Genomic DNA, 16,341 nt, shown 5'->3' on the forward strand with positions numbered 1-16,341 from the left:
ACATCTATGTCATCTGACAGACCGCTATCGCGAGCAGGCTCGCTCCCACAAAGGCATCACACCGATCCATTATTTCCCGGCGTTAATGGTCACGGTCTTGATCGCGCCCAGTTCCAGGTCCCACTTCTTCAGGATCGCCTGGTAGCTGCCGTCATCGACCATGCTCTGCAACGCGACTTTCACCGCTTCACTCAGCTCAGGCTTTTTCTTGCTCACGCCCATCCCGGTGAACTGCTTGGAAATCGGCAGGCCCACGGTTTTGTACATGTCCTTTTCCTGGGTCTTGAGGTACGGCAGGGTTTCGCTGCCCTGCATGGCCGCGTCGATGCGGCTCTGGCGCAGCTGTGCGCGGGCGTCGGCCGAGCCTTCGGTGCCGATCACGTTGATCGCAGGCTTGCCGGCGGCTTCGCAGTTGGCCTTGCTCCACGCGGCAATTTCCGCCGGGAAGGTCGTACGTCGGCTGGTGCCGACTTTCTTGCCGCACAGGTCGATGATCTCGTTCGTTTCCTTGTTTTTCTGCAAGGTGTAGAACTGCGGACCGCTGGTGAAGTAGTCAACGAAGGTCACACTGGCCTGACGCTCGGCGGTGTCGGTCATGCCCGACATCACCATGTCCACGCGGTCGGTGGTCAGCGCGTTGATCATTTGCTCGAAGCCGGTTTCCTGCCATTTAATCTTCACGCCCAGACGTTCAGCCAAGGCGTTGCCCAGGTCATAGTCGAGCCCTGTGAGGGTGTTGGTGGCCGGGTCCTTGAAATCCATCGGCGGGTAGTTCGGCATGATGGCCACAACGACCTCGCCTTTGTCCTTGATGCTGGCCGGTAGCTCGGCGGCCCAAGTGAAACTGGAAGCCATAACGCCTGCGAGTACTGCGGGGATAACAAAATTCTTCATGGTCGTTCTCTTATGAGTGTTGTGAGGTCCGCTCTTGGTTTACGAGCCAGGGCCTAGGTTCGAACGGCAGAAATGAAGCTTTGGGTGCGTGGGTTTTGCGGACTTATTAGTATTTCTTCGGGGCTTCCAGCCTCCACGATCTGCCCGCCGTCCATGAACACCATGCGGTTGGACACCTCGCGAGCGAAGCCCAGTTCATGGGTGACGACGATCATGGTCATGCCGGTCTGCGCCAGATCTCGCATTACCGACAGCACCTCACCGACCAGTTCCGGGTCGAGTGCCGAAGTGGGTTCATCGAACAGCATCAGCTTGGGTCGCATCGCCAGCGCGCGGGCAATCGCCACCCGTTGTTGCTGGCCGCCCGACAGTTCGATCGGGTAGCTGTTGCGCTTGTCGGCGAGGCCGACGCGCGCCAGCAATTCCAAGGCTTCTTCATGCGCTTCTTTGGGCGAACGCTTGAGCACCTGGCACGGCCCTTCGATGATGTTTTGCAGCACGGTCATGTGCGGGAACAGGTTGAAACGCTGGAACACCATGCCAGTGGCCAGGCGCTGACGGGCGATCTGCGACTCGTTGAGCTCGTGCAGCTTGTTGCCGGCGATGCGGTAACCCACCAGTTCGCCGTCGACCCACAGGCCGCCCTTGTCGATCTTTTCCAACTGATTCACGCAGCGCAGCAGGGTGCTTTTGCCGGAGCCGGACGGGCCGATGATGCACAGCACTTCGCCTTGCTCGACCTCGATGTTGATGTCCTTGAGCGCGTGGAAATGGTCGTAATACTTGTTCAGGCTCACGGCCTTGACGATGCTTCTCATGTGGGGGCTCCTCAAGAACGCTTGCCGGCGCCGCGAGCGAAACGACGCTCCAGACGGCTTTGACCAAAGGACAGGACGGTGACGGTGGCCAGGTACCAGATACCGGCGACGATCAGCAACTCCATCACGCGGGCGTTGGCGTAGTAGATGTTCTGGGCGTTGTAGAGCAGTTCCGAGTACTGGATGACACTCGCCAGGGACGTCATTTTCACCATGCCGATGAACTCGTTACCCACCGGCGGAATGATGATCCGCATGGCCTGGGGCAAGATGATCCGGCGCAACGCTTGCAAGCGCGGCATGCCGATCGACTTGGCGGCTTCGTACTGCCCGGTGTCCACCGAGAGCAGGCCGGCGCGCACCACTTCGGCGGTGTAGGCGCCCTGGTTGATGCTCAAGCCGAGGAGGGCGGCCACGAACGGCGTCATCAGGCTCACGGTGTCCATTTCGAACAGGCCGGGGATGCCGATGGTGGGGAAGATCAGCGCCAGGTTGAACCACAGCAGCAGCTGTAGGATCAACGGCGTACCGCGGAACAGCCAGGTGTAGGTCAATGCCACATAGCGCAGGATCGGGTTGGCCGACATGCGCATGATTGCCGTGATCACCCCGAAGACAATACCCAACGCCATCGCCAGCACTGCCATGACGATGGTGTTGAGCAGGCCCCACATAATGGCCTGTGAGGTGAGGAACTGGCCGATGTACGACCATTCAATCTTGCCTTCGGCGAAGGCCCGCACCAATCCTATGATCGCGATGACTATTACAGTGGCGAAAAAAATCCGTCCGTAGTAACGCCGTGGCACATGCTGGTACTGGGTGATATCGAACTGGTTTTCCGCCAGTTTGCGCTCCGCCTGGAGTCGTTCTGCCTGAGTCTGGCTCATGTTGTTTCTCCGTACGCCGCGCTCAATCAAGACGGCGTGTATGGTTTTTCAGGTTAAGCGCAATCCCTGTGGGAGCGAGCCTGCTCGCGATGGGGGCGGGTCAGTCAACATGGATGTTGAATGTAATACCGCAATCGCGAGCAGGCTCGCTCCCACAAGTTTTGCGCTCTGACTTAAAGACGGAAACCCTGATAGTTCTCGGTCCATTGCTGCTGGGCGGCGAGGGCAGTCTTCAAACGGCCGATCTGCTCACGCACCTGTTGCGGCGCGGTACCGCCCCAGCCACTGCGGGCGGCGATAGCGGCTTCGAGGGTCAGGCTGTCACGCACTTCAGGCTTGAGGCGCGGATCGATCTCGGCCAGCAGCGCCGGGGAGGCTTCCCACAACTCGATGTCATGCTTCTCGCAGGCCTGGACCAGTGCGCCGGTGATTTCGTGAGCTTCCTTGAACGGCACGCCGCGCACCGCCAGCCAGTCGGCCACTTCGGTGGCGAGGGTGAAGCCCAACGGTGCCTGACGACGCAGCTCTTCAACGTTGACCTTCATGGTCGCAACCATCCCGGCCATGGCCGGCAGCACCAGCAGCAGGGTGTCGACGCTGTCGAGCACGCCGTTCTTGTCTTCACTCAAGTCGCGGTTGTACGACAGTGGCAGGGATTTGAGGGTCGACAGCAAACCAGTCAGGTTACCGATCAGGCGACCAGCCTTGCCCCGGGCCAGTTCGGCGATGTCCGGGTTTTTCTTCTGCGGCATGATCGAACTGCCAGTGGCGTAGGCATCGTCCAGCGCGACCCAGCGAAATTGCCGCGACGACCACAGGCAGAACTCTTCGGCGAGGCGGGAAATATTGATCCCCAACATGCTGGCGATGAACAGGAACTCGGCGACGTGATCACGGCTGGCCACGGCGTCGATGGAGTTTTCGCAGACGCCGCTGTAGCCCATTTCCTTGGCCGATTGCTGCGGCAGGCGAGCGATGGCGGAACCGGCCATGGCCGCTGCACCGAGTGGCGACAGCGAGGTGCGCACATCCCAGTCCACCAGACGCTGCACGTCGCGCAGCATCGATTGGGCGTGGGCCAGCAAGTGATGAGCGAAGACGATCGGCTGGGCCTGTTGCAGGTGAGTGAAGCCCGGGCAGATGCTTTCGACGTGTTGCTCGGCCTGCTCCACCAGTGCCTGCTGCAAGGCCAGCACTTCAACGGCCAAAGTACGGACGTGATCACGCAGGAACAGCCGCAGGTCGTTGGCGGTCTGGTCGTTGCGCGAACGGCCGGCGCGCAGCTTGCCGCCCAGTGCGCCGAGGCGTTCGGTCAGCAGGCGCTCGATGAAGGTGTGGACGTCTTCGTCGTCCAGCGTCGGCGCGATGCTGCCAGCACGGAAGTCATCACCGATGCGCTCCAAAGCATCGAGCATGGTCTGGGTTTCCTGCTCGCTCAACAGCCCTGCGCGCTGCAATTCCCGGGCATGCGCCTTGGAGCCGGCGAGGTCGTACGGGGTGAGGCGAAAGTAGCGCTCGGGGCAACGGGACAGGGCCGCGAGAGCTTCGGAAGGGCCGCTCTTGAAGCGGGCACCCCAGAGACGGTCGGTGGTTTGAGACATTGTTGTTTTCCTCGTCATTGCTCGGAAGTTAAAAAATCGGGTGTCAGGCCAAAGAGCTTTGCCAGCAAGCCGGATCGCCGCGCCGATCGCGCCTACAGGTCGAAAAGATTCAACCGGGCGTGGTTAGGCCAAAGCAGTTTTCAAGAGGGCAGTTACGAAGTGGCGAGAGCTGATCGAAGTGTCAGCTTTTAATAGTTCGAAATCAGTGAGTTGGCACTGATCTGTGGAATTTATTAGCGGTTGCCAAGCCTTGTTTTCTGTGTTCATTATTATTGGTCGGCTATGTTTTTGTTGTTGGACACAGATTGTTGAATAGGGCACCTGAGGTAAATAAGCATTATGGAAACCCCACTTTCCAATTCTGGAAACCCGCCGCCAAAAACGGTACATCGGGCACCACTGGCCCTCAGCGGCCTGGACTTCAAACTGCTCAAAGTGTTCAAGGCCGTGGTCGAGGCCGGTGGTTTCAGTGCCGCCCAGAACGAACTGAATGTGGGCCTGGCGGCCATCAGCAAACAGATTTCCGACCTTGAAATCCGCATCGGCATGCGCCTGTGTACTCGAGGCCGAGAGGGGTTTCATCTGACCGAAGAAGGGCGTCTGGTGTATCAGGCCTCGATTGATTTATTTGCCTCGGTCGACAACTTTCGTGATCGGCTTAGTTCGGCGCAGAACGAACTTATTGGCGATCTTGGGGTAGGCGTTATTGATAATACGATCACAGATTCAAGTTCGCCGTTAGTTGCTGCGCTTAGAAAAATAAATGAAGAGTCACCGAAAGTAAGGTTTCAACTTCAGGCATCTCAATTAGATGAGGTGGAAAGAGGCGTCGTCGAGGGACGGTTAGTGGCCGGGATCGTGCCGGTTTATCAGAAAAGAGAGGAGTTCGATTACTTCCCGCTCTATGAAGAGCGCTCGTACGTGTATTGCGCCGTCGGCCATCCTCTGTTCTCAATGCCAGAGGCGGACATGGGCGGCAATGTGCTGGAGGATTACGAGTGCATCAACCACCGCTACGCGATCCATCGGGACAAACTGAATTTTGCCCGCTACGACAGCTTTTCGGCCTCGGCGACTCAAGTGGAAGCCGTGGCGCTGCTGGTCAAGACCGGCCGTTTCGTGGGTTTTCTGCCCGAGCATTACGCCGCAACCCTGGTGGCCCAAGGAGAGTTTCGGGCGGTGCGGCCGGACCTGATCAACATCGTCACGCCGTTCAATCTGATCCTGCGCCACAACACCGTGCGCAGTCCGCTGGTGAAGGCGTTTGCCCAGGCGTTGGGGGTGGATTTGAAGGCGCCGGCTTGAGGCTAACGCAGCTTCAAACGCATCGCACAGCGTCGCTCCCCTGGCAAACCGTGGTTGATTTCGTTGTTCAACACCGACGTTAAACGTGGGCCGATTTCAGCCGGGCTCAATGTTTCAAAGCCGAACCGCCGATAAAACGGTTCATTCCAGGGTAAGTCGCGAAACGTGGTCAAAGTCAGAGAGTGGAGCTCTCGTTTGTCTGCGTGTTCGAGTGCCGTTAACAACAACAACTTGCGGCCAGCGCCCTGGCCCTGAAACTGTTGGCTGACAGACAGTTCATGAATATGTAGCTCCATACCGGGCTTTATGTAGGAGCTGCCGCAGGCTGCGATCTTTTGATCTTGATCTTCAGCAACATCGAAGCGGCCCAAAAATCGCGACCTTCGGCAGCGACTACAAGGGGGGCGTGTGCAGCAACACGAAATCGTTTTTATCGAAACGCCCACTCAACACTGGTTGCAAGTTGCCCAGGCGAGTGCCTTGCAGGGCCTTCAGGTCGTTGCGGTCCATCATCAACCAGGCCGGGCCGGGCAGGGCCTCCAGTTCCTGAATGGATTCTGTGAACACCGGTTGCAAATCCTGCTCGATATTGACCATGAACTTGATCGCCTTGGCGTCCTTGCCCATGCCGTGCAGCACCAGCGGCGCCGGGTCTTTCTGTACCTGTGCGAATGCCGCTCGACTGAAGGTTTGTGTGTCGTAAAGCTGACGCTCGACCGGTTCAAATACCAGGATGTACACCGACCACAGTGCCAGAACCGCGCAACAGGCCAACACCTCGGCCCGCCAGTGGGTGCGGAACCACGCCGTCAGCGCGATGATTTGCAGGGCTGCAAGCACGATCAATACCGGCACGAAGGCAGGCGGTTGTGCTGGCAGACGCCACAGAGCGATCAGCAATGCGACGATCAACACCCCCGGAATCAACAACCATAGCCCTTGCATCAAACCCCGCAACCAACCGAACACCCGACCCTGTGCCACCTGAAACGGGTACGCCGCAATGATCGCCGCCATGGGCAGCATCGGCAGCAGGTAACGGGCCTTTTTCGCTTGGGGAATCGATAAACCAATCATCACGATCAACCCGGCTGCCGTGCAGTATTGCAACAGGCGCAATGCCGGACCGGCCTGCCGTGGATTCGTCAGCCAGACCGCGGCCAATGCCAGCAGCGCCAACGGATAGGCGAGTGCATAGTTGCCTAACGACGCGGTGAAGTAATACAGCGAACCACTGACGCCTTCACTGCCGTCCATGCGCCCCATGAACTGCATGCGCACCACGTCCTGCATGAAAGCCGTTCCACCACTGGCTTCGGCCAGCCACAGTAATGCGCCGACGCACACCGCCAGCAACACCGCCGCCAACAGGCCAAAACCGAACAACCGCGACCATTGGCGATTGAGCAGGAAGTAGCTGCACAGCATGCCGGTGGGGATTACCAGCCCGATCGGCCCGCGAATCCCGAAACCTAATAACAGCAATGCAAAGATCAGCGGCCACCGACGGGGCATTGCGAAATGATCAGCGGCGTACCCGAGGTAGAACACCGAAAAGGCGACGGCCGCCAGCATCAGGTCCTGGGACACGGCACGGGTTTCAGTGACAAACGTACTGGTGAGCAACATCAGCGCGATGCTCAGCAGCGCCCAGCGTGTGGAGCAGGGCGCGAGCAACCGGTACATCAACGTGACGATCACTGCGGCGCCGATGGCGCTCGGCAACCAGGCGCTGAGGCTGTTGACCTGCCCGAACGGCAGCGACAGCAACCAGACGAACAACGTCGACAGCGCCGAGTAATCAGCATAGGGCTGGCCATAGGTGGTCGGGAAAAACGACGGCCCGTGGCGCAGCATCTCCTGGGCGAACAGCACGAACCGCGAATCGAAACCGATCGCCGTTTGCTGATACGCCCCGGCGATGAACAGCATCAGCGTCAGCAGCCCGAACCCTAAGGACTGCCGACGAATGCCGGGCGATACCGCACTCACGCGACGACTGAGGCCGCTGGCCATTGCTGATGGGGAATCGGTAACTTGCACGATTCACCGCGGCCCATCGGGAAGTACAAGAAACCGCTGCGGGCCAGGCGCTCGGCGTCGTACAGGTTACGCCCGTCGAAAATCACCGGTGCATTGAGACGTTGCTGGATCAGGTCGAAGTCCGGCGCCTTGAACTGCTGCCATTCGGTGCAGATGATCAACGCGTCGGCCCCCGTGAGGACCGATTCCGGCGTGCCCATGAGCATCAGCTTCGGTTCGTCAGGATAAAGCTGTTGGGTTTCCTGCATGGCTTCCGGGTCGAACGCCCGCACATTGGCCCCCGCAGCCCACAGCGATTCGAGCAGTACCCGACTCGGCGCATCGCGCATGTCGTCGGTGTTGGGTTTGAAGGCCAAGCCCCACACGGCGAAGGTCTTGTCGCGCAAATCACCCTTGTAGAAGGCATTGATACGTTCGAACAGTTTGTGTTTCTGCCGCTGGTTGATGGCTTCCACCGCTTGCAGCAGGTCGCTGTTGCAATGGGCTTCTTCGGCACTGTGAATCAGTGCGCGCATGTCCTTGGGGAAACATGAGCCGCCGTAACCGCAGCCGGGATAGATGAAGTGGTAACCGATGCGCGAATCGGCACCGATGCCCAGTCGTACCGATTCGATGTCGGCACCCAGGTGTTCGGCCAGTTCGGCGATCTGGTTGATGAAGCTGATTTTGGTCGCCAGCATGCAGTTGGCGGCGTATTTGGTCAGCTCGGCGCTGCGCAGGTCCATGAACATGATGCGGTCATGGTTGCGGTTGAACGGTGCATAGAGGTCACGCATCACGTCGCGCACCTCATCGCCTTCACAGCCGATGATGATGCGGTCCGGGCGCCGGCAATCGGCCACGGCCGAACCTTCTTTCAAAAACTCCGGGTTGGAAACGATATCGAACTGCAACTGCCGGCCGGCCTTGAGCAGGTATTTTTCGATATGGGCGCGCAGCGTATCGCCGGTGCCCACCGGCACCGTGGATTTCTCCACCAGGATTACCGGCTGTTCACGATGACGCGCCACCGCTTCACCCACGGACAACACGTATTGCAGATCTGCCGAACCATCCTCCCGGGACGGCGTGCCGACGGCAATGAACAGCACCTGGCCATGTTGCACCGCGAATTTTTCGTCCGAGGTGAAGTGCAGCCGCTTGGCTTCCAGGCTTTCACGCACCAGGCTGGCCAGCCCCGGCTCGAAGATGCTGACGTGGCCCTGTTGCAGCAACGCAACTTTTTTCTCGTCAATGTCCATGCACACCACGTCATGGCCGACTTCAGCCAGGACGGCGGCTTGCACCAGACCAACGTAACCGCTACCAAATACACTGATTTTCATGATGCACTCCTGAGTTCGGGCGCGCGAGCAGGTCGAGAATTAATAGTGATGACACCGAGGATGACCAGCGCCACCCCCAGGGTTTTTGAAAGACTGAAGGTTTCGTTGAACAACGGCAGGCTGGCAGCCAGCACATACACCAGCGCGTAGCTGATGCTCAGCAGCGAGTAGGCCCGGCCCAGGGGCACATCCCGCAGGGCGGCGAGCCAGGTGAGCATCGACACCGCATAGGCGAGGATGGCGGCCAGCACGACGATCACAGCGGACACATCGATGCTGCCGCCGCTCAAGGCCGGTAACCATTGTTCGGGATGCGGCAAGCGGGTCATGCTCCAGCGCATGCCTAGCTGCGCGGTGGTGCCCAGCAGCACGCTGCCCAGGGCGAAGGCGATTCCGCGACGCAGGCTCATGCGTGTTGCCCCAGCAGCGCCACGCCACCGATCACCAGCGCCACGCCCAACCAGTGACGGCGGTCGATGACTTCGTGAAAGACGAAACGGGCGACCAGTGTGATCAGCACGAAATTCAGGCTGAGCATGGGATAGGCGATTCCGACTTCGAGACGCTGCAACACCAGCAACCAGACCAGCAAGCCCAATCCCAGAGAGACGAGCGCCAGCCACAGCCACGGCGAGCGCAGTTTCTCGCCCCAGCCCGAGGTCTTGCCACGCCAGCTTTCCACGGCGTACTTCTGGGCAATCTGGCCCAGGCAAGTCAGCAGGCAGGCGGTCAGTAGCAGCAACAGGCTCATGACGCGTCCCGAGGGAAGATCAGAATCACCAGGTTACCTTGTTCATAACGTTTGCCATCCTTGGGCAGCCGTTCGATTTCTTGCAGCTCGTCATCCCCCTTGACCCGCATCACCACGCCGACCGAGCCACTCTGGCGCGCTTCACGCATCCACTGTTGTACGTGCTCGAGATCGACCCGCTGCTGCATTGCGTCGGGATCAGGATAAGCGAGGCCGTATTTCAATTCGCCTATCGTGTTGTACAACGCCACCTCCGGGCGTTTCAAGCGCCAGGCCAGGGCCGAGGCAGCGCCCAGGTCGTTGCTCATTAGCTTGTCAGTCTGCGCCAGTTCCGGGGCGTGCTGGAGGATGAACTGGTCGGGCATCTTGTTCGCCACCACCGAATCCGGCATGCCGGCCGGCAGCACGCCGATCAGCAGCAAACTGCCGAAGGCCGGTGCCGCCCAGCATTGCAAGGGGCGGAAGGCTTGCAGCAGATTGGCCATGATCCAGCCGATCAGCCCGATGAACACCAACACCAGGTTGTGCAGTTCGTGGGTGTACAAGGGTTTTTTCAGTTGCAGCCAGACCAGCGCAATCAGGACGATCAGGCCCAGCGTCAGGTTCAGTAGGCCATTGATCCCCAGCACTCGGCCCTGCTCCAGCTTCAGACGATCCGCCAGGGTATGACCCAGCAGCAACGCCAGGGGCAGCAGGCAGGGAATGATGTAGGTCGGCAGCTTGCCGTTGCTCAAGCTGAAAAAAAACAACGGCATCAGCAGCCATAGCAGCAGGAAAGCGATACTGGCTTGACGCCGGGTCTGCCAGGCCTGTTTCAGCGCCGATGGCAGCAACGCCGCCCATGGCAGGCTGAACGCCACCAGCAGCGGCAGGTAGAACCACCAGGGTGCATCGTGTTGGGCGTCATCGCCGGCGAAGCGGCGAATGTGTTCGTGCCAGAAGAAGAACCGCCAGTAATCGGGTTCCTGTGAGTGCACCGCCAGGGCCCAAGGCAGGCTGACTGCGATGGCCACGACGATCGCCAACGGGCCGTAAACCAACAGTTCACGCCAGCGTTTTTGCCAGAGCATCCAGGGCAGGGCGACCAGCACTGGCAACAGCCAGGCGAGAAAACCCTTGGTCATGAAGCCCATGCCGCAGGCCAGCCCCAGCACCGTCCAACCGAGCAGACGCGGGCCACGGTTGACGCTGTCCAGCGCAAACCACAAAGCCACCAGACTCAGATTGACCCAGAAGGTGAATTGCGGATCGAGGTTGGCGTAACCCGCCTGGCCGGCAATCACGGTGAAGCTCATGTACAACAGCGCGCAGGCGAAACTCTTGCGCGGCTCGTTCCACAGCCGGTGGGCGATCAGGTAACACAGCAACACGCTCAGCCCGGTGCTCAGCACCGAGGCGATACGCACGCCAAACAGATTGTCGCCAAACAGCGCCTGGCCGATGGCGATCATCCAGTAGCCCGCGATCGGTTTTTCGAAGTAACGCAGGCTCATGAAGTGCGGCGACACCCAGTTACCGCTCAGGAGCATGTCCTGGCTGATCTGGGCGTAACGGGTTTCGTCGGGAATCCATAGGCCGTGAGAGCCCAGCGGCAGCAAGTACGCCAGCGCCAGAACGACCAGTAATAACGGTAATGCCCAGGGTTTGCTCATGCGCCTTGGACCCCTAGCCAGCCTTCACGCCCCTCAAGGGTGCCGCGTACGACCCGGCCCTTCGGCAAAGTGGCGGGGGCCTCGGGCAGCAGATCGCCCAAGGGTTGGAAGTGAATGTCACGTTGGCGAGCATCGGCCAGTAGCTGGCGAAAATCGTTGGCCATCAGAATCCCTTCTACTTCGGCATGGATAGTGTAGACGTTGAGTTTTTGCGGGGAAAACCGCTCAAGAATGAAGGTGTTGAAGTCTTTGGCTGTGACGGTCGGGCCGACCACCTCATCGAAGGTCGGCAGGTCCACCGGAATCTGCGGTGCCCCCGAACTGCCATCGGCCAAGGTCGGCCGGAACAGGCCCTGGCCCCGACAATCGCTGTTGTAGCGAAAGCCGAAACCCTGCTTGGCCTCGATCACACGCTCGTCCGCACGCCAACCGGCGGACGCCGAGCATTCGACTTTTTGCCCGAGGATGTCACTGAGGCTGTCGACGCCACGGCGAATCTGCTCGATCAGTTGCGCCTGGCTCCAGCGTCCGGCATTGGCCTGCCAGCCGTGGTGATCCCAGGCGTGCAGGCCGACTTCATGCCCGGCCGCCTGGGCCTGACGCATCAGGTGCCCGAGGTCGCGACCGATCGGTTTGCCCGGCCACGCGGTGCCGGCTAGCAAAATGTCCCAGCCATACAGGCCGGCAGCATTGGAACGAAGCATCTTCCAGAGAAACTGCGGACGGATCAGGCGCCACAAGTGGCGCCCCATGTTGTCTGGTCCGACGCTGAAGAAAAACGTCGCCTTGACCTGTGCTTCATCGAGCATTTCGAGTAACCGAGGCACCCCCTCACGGGTGCCTCGGTAAGTGTCGACATCGATTCGAAGGCCTGCCTGCGTCAACGTTTTTTGTCCGCGATTTCGAGCATGGCTTCGCGCAAGAAGAAGTCCAGCGTGTTGCCGATGGTCTCGCTCATCTCCACCGTAGGTGCCCAGTCAAGCAGACGTTTGGCGTTGGCGATGCTCGGTTTGCGGTGAGACACGTCCTGATAGCCCGTGCCGTAAAAAGCCTTGCTTTCCACATCGCGGAAACCGGCGAATGGCGGGAAGTTGTCACGCAGCGGGTGAGCCTCGAACTGACGCAGCAGTTCTTCGCCCAACTGGCGAATGCTGGCTTCGTTGTCCGGGTTGCCGATGTTGATGATCTGACCGTTACAGGCGTCGTTGTCGTTGTCGATGATCCGCGCCAGGGCTTCGACGCCATCGGCGATGTCGGTGAAGCAGCGTTTTTGCTCGCCGCCGTCGAACAGGCGAATCGGCGTGCCTTCCACCAGGTTCAGGATCAGCTGGGTGATGGCCCGGGAACTGCCGATGCGCGCCGAGTCCAGACGGTCCAGGCGTGGTCCCATCCAGTTGAAAGGGCGGAACAGGGTGAAGTTCAGGCCTTTCTGGCCGTAAGCCCAGATCACCCGGTCGAGCAGCTGCTTGGAGATCGAGTAGATCCAGCGTTGCTTGTTGATCGGCCCGACCACCAGGTTGGAGCTGTCTTCGTCGAAATTGGCGTCCTGGCACATGCCATAGACTTCGGAGGTCGACGGGAAGATCACGCGCTTGTTGTATTTGACGCAGTAGCGAACCAGTTTCAGGTTTTCTTCGAAATCCAGTTCGAATACGCGCAGCGGATTGCGGGTGTATTCGATCGGCGTGGCGATCGCCACCAGTGGCAGGACCACGTCGCATTTCTTGATGTGGTATTCGATCCACTCCGAGTGGATGCTGATATCGCCTTCGACGAAGTGGAAATTCGGATGGCTGCGCAGGCGCTCGATGGCGTCCGAGCCGATGTCCAGGCCGTACACTTCATAGCGGTCGTCACGCAGCAGACGCTCGGACAGGTGATTGCCGATGAAGCCGTTGACGCCAAGGATCAGCACTCGGGTGCGACGCGGTGCACGGCCCGATTCGGCGCCACGCAGCACCGAGCCATCGACCAGCCCCAGTTCGTTGGCCAGTTGCGGGCCGCTCAGGTACAGACCGTTGTCGTTACGCTGGCCGGCGTTGATCACCAGCGAGTCTTCACCGCAGGCGATCCGCAACGGGTCGACGCTGATGACCCGGCCCGGGGCCTGGCCTTCGTTGCCCTTGACGACGTCGGCGCTCCAGACAATCAGCTTGTGCTCGCCCACGGCACAGAACGCACCCGGGTAAGGTTGGGTCACGGCACGCACCAGATTGAACAGCTCTTCGGCCGGTTTTTTCCAGACCAGTTTGCCGTCCGCCGGGGTGCGACGGCCAAACACCGTGGCTTTGGATTCGTCCTGTGGGGTTTCGCTGGTTTTGCCTTGAAGCAGTGCGGGCAAGGTGTCGCGCAGCAGATCGCTGGCGGCCAGGCGCAATTTGCCGTGCAGGGTCAGCGCGGTGTCGGTGCGCTCGATCGCCACCCGTTGCTGGGCGATGATTGCGCCGGCGTCGGCACGTTTGACCATGCGGTGCAGGGTCACGCCGGTTTCGGTTTCACCGTTGACCAGCACCCAGTTGGCCGGTGCCCGGCCACGGTAACGCGGCAGCAACGAGCCATGCAGGTTGAACGCGCCTTTGCTGGCTGTGGCCAGCAGCGGTTCGCTCAGCAGATTGCGGTAGTAGAACGAGAACAGGTAATCGGGGTTGAGCTTGCTGATGCGCTCGATCCACAGTGGGTGATTGGCGTCTTCCGGGGCGTGAACCGGGATGCCTTTGCGGGCGCACAGTTGGGCAACAGAGCCATAGAAGGCGTTTTCCTTCGGATCATCGGCGTGGGTGAACACGGCGGCAATCTCGAAACCCGACTCGAGCAGGGTTTCGATGCCGGCACAGCCAATATCGTGATAGGCGAAGACAACAGCTTTTACACTCATGAGAGAACCTGATCTGAAGAAGTGGAAGTGAGACCGTCAACGGTGACAACGGGAGCAGGGGCAGCGGGGGTGCTACGCAGAACCTTTTCAATGAAGAACCGTGGGCGCGCCCGGACATCGCCATACATACGGCCCAGGTACTCGCCCAACAGGCCCATGCCGATGAATTGCCCACCGGTGAAAACGAACAGCACGGCGAACAGGACGAACGTACCGCCGCCGGCCCAGCCGGCACCGAAAACCATGCGCAGCACAACCAGCGCGATGGCGAACAGCACGCCGAGCGCCGCCATGCCGAAACCAACGATACTCAGCAGGCGCAGGGGCGTAGTCGTCATGCAGGTGATCAGGTCGAACATCAGGTTGATCAGGCGCATCGGGCTGTATTTGGATTCGCCGTGTTCGCGCTCGGCGTGGGTTACCAGAATTTCGGTGGTGTGCCGGGCGAAGCTGTTGGCCAGGATCGGGATGAAGGTGCTGCGTTCGCGGCAGGCGAGCATGGCGTCGACGATGGTCCGGCGATAGGCGCGCAGCATGCAGCCGTAATCGGTCATGGCGACGCCGGTGGAGCGCTGCACGGCCAGGTTGATGAGCTTCGACGGCCAGCGACGCAAGGCCGAGTCCTGACGGTTGTTACGCACCGTGGCAACCACGTCGTAGCCCAGTTCGGCCTGAGCCACCAGCCGCGGGATTTCTTCCGGCGGGTTCTGCAGGTCGGCGTCGAGGGTGATGACCACATCGCCCTTGCACTGTTCGAACCCGGCCATGATCGCCGCATGCTGGCCGTAATTGCGGTTGAGAATGACCGCCACCACCGGGCTGCACTCGCGACTGGCAGCGTCCTCGAGGATTTGCGCCGAGTTGTCGCGGCTGCCGTCGTCGACCAACACAATTTCGTAGTCCTGGTGCAGTTGCTTGCACGCCGCTTCGGTGCGCCTAAGCAACTCGGGCAGGCTGTCTTGCTCGTTGTAGACCGGGATGACGATTGATACGCAACGGATCGGATAAGGTTTCACAGGCTTCTGTCCAGTGTTTTTTCAATGGCGCCGACGACACGATCGACATCATCGGTGGTCATGTCGGGGAACAACGGGATCGAACACAGCCGCGCCGAATTCCATTCGGTGTTGGGCAGGTAGATGTTGGGGAAACGCTGGCGGTAGTAGGTGTGCAGGTGGGTAGCAATGAAGTGAATGCCGGTGCCGATGTTCTGTTCCTGCAAGGCCTTCATGAACGCCTCGCGGTCCAGCCCGCAACGTTCGGTGTCGATGCGCAGGATGAACAGGTGCCAGGCGTGCTGCTGGGCATACGCTGGAATGGCCAGCGGTTGCACCGGCAAGCCTTCGAGGCGTTGCAGGTAGGTCTGGGCCAGTTCCGTGCGCTTGGCGTTGATCGCGTCCAGACGTTCCAGCTGCACCAGGGCGATAGCCGCGTTGATGTCGGCCAGGTTGTACTTGAAGCCGGGCTCCATCACCTGGGCCTGGGGTTTGCGGCCGTGGGTCAGGCGGTCGTAGGCGTCGACGCCCAGGCCATGAAACTTGAGCATGCGCACCCGAGTGGCCAGCGCTTCATCATCGCTGACGAACATCGCGCCTTCGGCGCAGGTCATGTTCTTGATCGCATGGAAGGAGAAGATCGCCGTGCCCTGAGCACCGACGTGCCGACCTTTGTAGAAGGTGCCCGCCGCGTGAGCCGCGTCTTCGATAACAGCGATGCCGTGTTTGTCGGCCAGTGCGTAGAGCGGATCGAGGTCGAATGCCGCGCCGGCGTAATGCACCGGAATGATGGCCTTGGTGCGCGGCGTGATTGCCGCTTCGATGCTCGCCAGGTCGCTCATCAAGGTGTCGCGATCAACGTCGACGAAAACCGGCGTCGCGCCGAGCAGGCAGATCATGTTGGCGGTCGACACCCAGGTCTGCGACGGTGTGATGACTTCGTCGCCAGGACCAATGCCCAATGCCAGTAACGTGATATGCATGCCACCGGTGGCCGAGGACAATGCGACGGCATGCCGACAGCCGACATAGTTGGCGAAGTGTTCTTCCAGTTGCTGGTTTTTCGGCCCGGTAGTGATCCAGCCGGAGCGCAGTACTTGCTCTACCGCAGCAATTTCTTCCTCGCCGATACTGGGGCGAGAGAAGGGGAGAAACGCCTGACTCATGGGCACCTCGGAACTGAAAAAATAAA

General features: G+C 60.1%; 15 protein-coding genes. 1 reads left to right on the forward strand and 14 read right to left on the reverse strand.

Going from position 1 to position 16,341, the window contains the following annotated elements:
* Window positions 1-69: 69 nt before the first annotated feature.
* The 4 genes from QMK51_RS14000 to argH form a co-directional block, all read right to left on the reverse strand.
* Complete coding sequence (locus QMK51_RS14000; RefSeq protein ID WP_320394460.1) at window positions 70-894, reverse strand: ABC transporter substrate-binding protein; 825 nt, start codon at window positions 892-894, stop codon at window positions 70-72.
* 53 nt (window positions 895-947) lie between these two features.
* A complete protein-coding gene (locus QMK51_RS14005; protein WP_223484254.1) occupies window positions 948-1,712 on the reverse strand; it encodes an amino acid ABC transporter ATP-binding protein in 765 nt (254 codons plus the stop codon).
* Window positions 1,713-1,723: 11 nt separating this feature from the next.
* Window positions 1,724-2,602 carry an amino acid ABC transporter permease gene (locus tag QMK51_RS14010; protein WP_105346141.1) on the reverse strand — a complete coding sequence of 293 codons (879 nt, stop codon included), beginning with the start codon at window positions 2,600-2,602 and terminating at the stop codon, window positions 1,724-1,726.
* A gap of 173 nt (window positions 2,603-2,775) precedes the next feature.
* On the reverse strand, window positions 2,776-4,203 hold the full coding sequence (argH, locus tag QMK51_RS14015) for an argininosuccinate lyase (protein ID WP_258700547.1): 1,428 nt from the start codon (window positions 4,201-4,203) through the stop codon (window positions 2,776-2,778).
* A gap of 339 nt (window positions 4,204-4,542) precedes the next feature.
* Here argH and QMK51_RS14020 point away from each other — a divergent pair, with 339 nt between their 5' ends.
* A complete protein-coding gene (locus tag QMK51_RS14020) occupies window positions 4,543-5,508 on the forward strand; it encodes a LysR family transcriptional regulator (RefSeq protein WP_320394461.1) in 966 nt (321 codons plus the stop codon).
* Window positions 5,509-5,510: 2 nt separating this feature from the next.
* Here the strand turns inward: QMK51_RS14020 and QMK51_RS14025 are convergent, their stop codons facing one another.
* The 10 genes from QMK51_RS14025 to arnB are packed head-to-tail and all read right to left on the reverse strand — an operon-like array spanning window position 5,511 to window position 16,315.
* Complete coding sequence (locus tag QMK51_RS14025) at window positions 5,511-5,879, reverse strand: GNAT family N-acetyltransferase (protein ID WP_320394462.1); 369 nt, start codon at window positions 5,877-5,879, stop codon at window positions 5,511-5,513.
* Between the two features lie 22 nt (window positions 5,880-5,901).
* Complete coding sequence (locus QMK51_RS14030; RefSeq protein WP_320394463.1) at window positions 5,902-7,524, reverse strand: ArnT family glycosyltransferase; 1,623 nt, start codon at window positions 7,522-7,524, stop codon at window positions 5,902-5,904.
* Window positions 7,497-8,876, reverse strand: coding sequence for a UDP-glucose/GDP-mannose dehydrogenase family protein (locus QMK51_RS14035; protein ID WP_320394465.1), 1,380 nt, complete (start codon window positions 8,874-8,876; stop codon window positions 7,497-7,499). The genes QMK51_RS14030 and QMK51_RS14035 overlap by 28 nt, the downstream gene beginning before the upstream one ends.
* Window positions 8,873-9,286: a 4-amino-4-deoxy-L-arabinose-phosphoundecaprenol flippase subunit ArnF gene (gene arnF / locus QMK51_RS14040; RefSeq protein ID WP_320390578.1), complete on the reverse strand. Its 414-nt coding sequence runs from the start codon at window positions 9,284-9,286 to the stop codon at window positions 8,873-8,875. The genes QMK51_RS14035 and arnF overlap by 4 nt, the downstream gene beginning before the upstream one ends.
* A complete protein-coding gene (arnE, locus tag QMK51_RS14045; protein WP_253423060.1) occupies window positions 9,283-9,627 on the reverse strand; it encodes a 4-amino-4-deoxy-L-arabinose-phosphoundecaprenol flippase subunit ArnE in 345 nt (114 codons plus the stop codon). Before arnE ends, arnF begins: the two co-directional genes overlap by 4 nt.
* Complete coding sequence (arnT, locus tag QMK51_RS14050; protein ID WP_320390579.1) at window positions 9,624-11,279, reverse strand: lipid IV(A) 4-amino-4-deoxy-L-arabinosyltransferase; 1,656 nt, start codon at window positions 11,277-11,279, stop codon at window positions 9,624-9,626. Before arnT ends, arnE begins: the two co-directional genes overlap by 4 nt.
* Complete coding sequence (gene arnD / locus QMK51_RS14055; protein WP_320390580.1) at window positions 11,276-12,163, reverse strand: 4-deoxy-4-formamido-L-arabinose-phosphoundecaprenol deformylase; 888 nt, start codon at window positions 12,161-12,163, stop codon at window positions 11,276-11,278. Before arnD ends, arnT begins: the two co-directional genes overlap by 4 nt.
* On the reverse strand, window positions 12,160-14,154 hold the full coding sequence (gene arnA, locus QMK51_RS14060; protein ID WP_320390581.1) for a bifunctional UDP-4-amino-4-deoxy-L-arabinose formyltransferase/UDP-glucuronic acid oxidase ArnA: 1,995 nt from the start codon (window positions 14,152-14,154) through the stop codon (window positions 12,160-12,162). The genes arnD and arnA overlap by 4 nt, the downstream gene beginning before the upstream one ends.
* On the reverse strand, window positions 14,151-15,170 hold the full coding sequence (gene arnC / locus QMK51_RS14065) for an undecaprenyl-phosphate 4-deoxy-4-formamido-L-arabinose transferase (RefSeq protein ID WP_320390582.1): 1,020 nt from the start codon (window positions 15,168-15,170) through the stop codon (window positions 14,151-14,153). The genes arnA and arnC overlap by 4 nt, the downstream gene beginning before the upstream one ends.
* A complete protein-coding gene (arnB, locus tag QMK51_RS14070; RefSeq protein WP_320390583.1) occupies window positions 15,167-16,315 on the reverse strand; it encodes a UDP-4-amino-4-deoxy-L-arabinose aminotransferase in 1,149 nt (382 codons plus the stop codon). The genes arnC and arnB overlap by 4 nt, the downstream gene beginning before the upstream one ends.
* Between the last annotated feature and the right edge of the window lie 26 nt (window positions 16,316-16,341).

This window comes from Pseudomonas sp. P9_31 (genome assembly GCF_034008235.1).
In the GTDB taxonomy this organism is placed as follows: domain Bacteria; phylum Pseudomonadota; class Gammaproteobacteria; order Pseudomonadales; family Pseudomonadaceae; genus Aquipseudomonas.

Bases quoted from the DNA above. Each gene is read 5' to 3' on its own strand.
- QMK51_RS14000 (WP_320394460.1), bottom strand. From the start codon at position 894: ATGAAGAATTTTGTTATCCCCGCAGTACTCGCAGGCGTTATGGCTTCC.
- QMK51_RS14005 (WP_223484254.1), bottom strand. From the start codon at position 1,712: ATGAGAAGCATCGTCAAGGCCGTGAGCCTGAACAAGTATTACGACCAT.
- QMK51_RS14010 (WP_105346141.1), bottom strand. From the start codon at position 2,602: ATGAGCCAGACTCAGGCAGAACGACTCCAGGCGGAGCGCAAACTGGCG.
- argH (WP_258700547.1), bottom strand. From the start codon at position 4,203: ATGTCTCAAACCACCGACCGTCTCTGGGGTGCCCGCTTCAAGAGCGGC.
- QMK51_RS14020 (WP_320394461.1), top strand. From the start codon at position 4,543: ATGGAAACCCCACTTTCCAATTCTGGAAACCCGCCGCCAAAAACGGTA.
- QMK51_RS14030 (WP_320394463.1), bottom strand. From the start codon at position 7,524: ATGGCCAGCGGCCTCAGTCGTCGCGTGAGTGCGGTATCGCCCGGCATT.
- QMK51_RS14035 (WP_320394465.1), bottom strand. From the start codon at position 8,876: ATGAAAATCAGTGTATTTGGTAGCGGTTACGTTGGTCTGGTGCAAGCC.
- arnF (WP_320390578.1), bottom strand. From the start codon at position 9,286: ATGAGCCTGCGTCGCGGAATCGCCTTCGCCCTGGGCAGCGTGCTGCTG.
- arnE (WP_253423060.1), bottom strand. From the start codon at position 9,627: ATGAGCCTGTTGCTGCTACTGACCGCCTGCCTGCTGACTTGCCTGGGC.
- arnT (WP_320390579.1), bottom strand. From the start codon at position 11,279: ATGAGCAAACCCTGGGCATTACCGTTATTACTGGTCGTTCTGGCGCTG.
- arnA (WP_320390581.1), bottom strand. From the start codon at position 14,154: ATGAGTGTAAAAGCTGTTGTCTTCGCCTATCACGATATTGGCTGTGCC.
- arnB (WP_320390583.1), bottom strand. From the start codon at position 16,315: ATGAGTCAGGCGTTTCTCCCCTTCTCTCGCCCCAGTATCGGCGAGGAA.